This is a genomic window from Sporolituus thermophilus DSM 23256, assembly GCF_900102435.1.
GTDB classification, from domain to species: domain Bacteria; phylum Bacillota; class Negativicutes; order Sporomusales; family Thermosinaceae; genus Thermosinus; species Thermosinus thermophilus.
This window is the reverse complement of the sequence record NZ_FNBU01000045.1, coordinates 1-2,020: the sequence shown is the minus strand read 5'-3', so window position 1 is coordinate 2,020 and position 2,020 is coordinate 1. Positions and strand designations below refer to the sequence as shown.

Below are 2,020 nucleotides of genomic sequence, written 5' to 3'. Positions count from 1 at the left end.
TGTATTTGCTAACATAATAATTGACCACTTTAGCGAAAAACGCTAGAGAAAAAGTTGACCACCTTGACCATCAAACCTGCTATGCTAGAAGTTGGCAAACTTTTTAGCAGAAGGCAGGAGAAAGAGATGATCAAAGTGGACACATATAAGTATATCAAAGATCTGCACATAAGAGAACGAAAATCAATTCGTCAGATATCCCGCGAAGTCGGTTTATCCCGTCAAACGATACGGAAAATCCTGTATCAGTCGCTTGAAGATGTCACAACCTACAAGCGTCAAGCACCACCGCCTGCACCACTACGCAATCAGTTTGGAGCGATTATCCGGCAATGGCTGCTTGATGACCAAAAGCGTCCTCCCAAGCAACGGCACAACAGCCAGCGCATTTTTGAACGCCTTACGGAAGAGTATGACTTTACCGGCGGTGCATCGACTGTCCGAAAATGGGTCCGGGAAATCAAAAAAGAACTTAACTTAGAGCGTATCGAAGCATTTTTGCCGCTAGACCACGACCCTAAAGGTTACGCCCAGTGTGACTGGACCCCGGCAGTTGCCAAAATCAATGGCCAAGATGTTGTCGGTGAAATCTTTTTGCTCCGGTTTAGCTACAGCAAAGCCTTTTACATCCGTTTTTATCCGCATCAGCGCCAAGAAGCGTTTTTTGATGCCCACGAACATGCCTTTGCCTTCTTTGGTGGTGTTCCCAGCCAAATCCTTTACGACAATCTCAAAACAGCTGTAAAAAGGGTGCTAGTTGGCCGACAGCGCGAAGAGCAAGATGCCTTTTTAAAGTTTCGTGCTCATCATGGCTTTGAAAGCCAGTTTTGTAATGTAGCCAAAGGCAATGAGAAAGGTATTGTGGAAGGACTTGCCCGCTATGTTAAAAATCATATATTCACACCGGTACCAGAGTTTACGAGCATTGAAGCATTGAATGAATGGCTGGAGGAATGTTGCCGCAAACTTAATAACCGGCCGCGCGGCAAGCAAAAAATTAGTTTTCAGGATCGTTTCGCCGAAGAAAAAGATCTGCTCCGGCCTTTGTCGATACATACCTTTGACTGCTGTTCGCGCAAAGAAGTTAAAGTCAACCGTTTTAGCCTAATAACTTTTGACAAAAATCAATACTCTGTTCCTGTTGACTATGTGGGCCGCCTATTAACCGTTAAAGGCTATGTCCATGAAATACGGATATACGACAAACAAACATTGGTTGCTTGCTATCCCCGCTCTTATGACAGCGGCCAGCAATACTTTAAGTTAGAGCATTACCTTAAACTTTTGGAACGTAAACCCAGAGCAGTCGGCCAGGCCAAACCGGTGCGTCAAGCTAACCTCCCGGCTATATTTACCCAATATCATCTGGAAGTTTTAAAAAAAGACCCGCAAAACGGCAACAAGCAGTTTGTAGCCTTGTTGCTACTACTCAGACAATATTCCGTCGACCTATTAGCAACAGCTATCGAAAAAGCGCTGGAAACCGGCATAGTGGCTGTCGATGCTGTACAAGCAGCGCTTGAAGTGGCAGTTCGCGACAAAACCCGAGCAGTATCAGAAAATACGAGCGCCGAAATCAATGTTTCTCCGACAAACACAGTAGCGCCTGTTCAGATTAGCCGGTACCAGGAACTTATTCAGGGAGGCAAGAGCGCATGACTATAAAGCTGGCACTGCATTACCTTAAAGAACTCCGTCTTCCTGGTGCTGCGCAATCTTTGAATAATTTACTGCGCGAAGCTGAAACAAGACAATTATCGCACCTGGATTTTTTAATCGCTCTCTTAAAGCAGGAAAATGATCAACGGGAAGAAAACACCGTGGCTCGGCGCATTAAGCAGGCCGGCTTTCCACAAGTTAAAAGCTTGGAAACTTTCGATTTTACCATGATCCCTAGTCTTAATAAAGCGCGAATTTTATCGCTCGCAAGGGGTGAATATTTGGACGAAAAACGCCATGTTATCTTGATGGGCAACTCAGGTACAGGAAAAACCCATCTGGCAACCGCCTTAGGTTTATG

Annotated in this window: 2 protein-coding genes; both read left to right on the top strand. The window is 45.1% G+C overall.

Going from position 1 to position 2,020, the window contains the following annotated elements:
- The first annotated feature begins 126 nt into the window (after window positions 1-126).
- Window positions 127-1,659, top strand: coding sequence for an IS21 family transposase (istA, locus tag BLQ99_RS14645; RefSeq protein WP_171904710.1), 1,533 nt, complete (start codon window positions 127-129; stop codon window positions 1,657-1,659).
- A partial coding sequence (locus BLQ99_RS14640) for an ATP-binding protein (RefSeq protein WP_171904709.1) occupies window positions 1,656-2,020 on the top strand: 365 nt, incomplete at its 3' end. The genes istA and BLQ99_RS14640, both read left to right, overlap by 4 nt.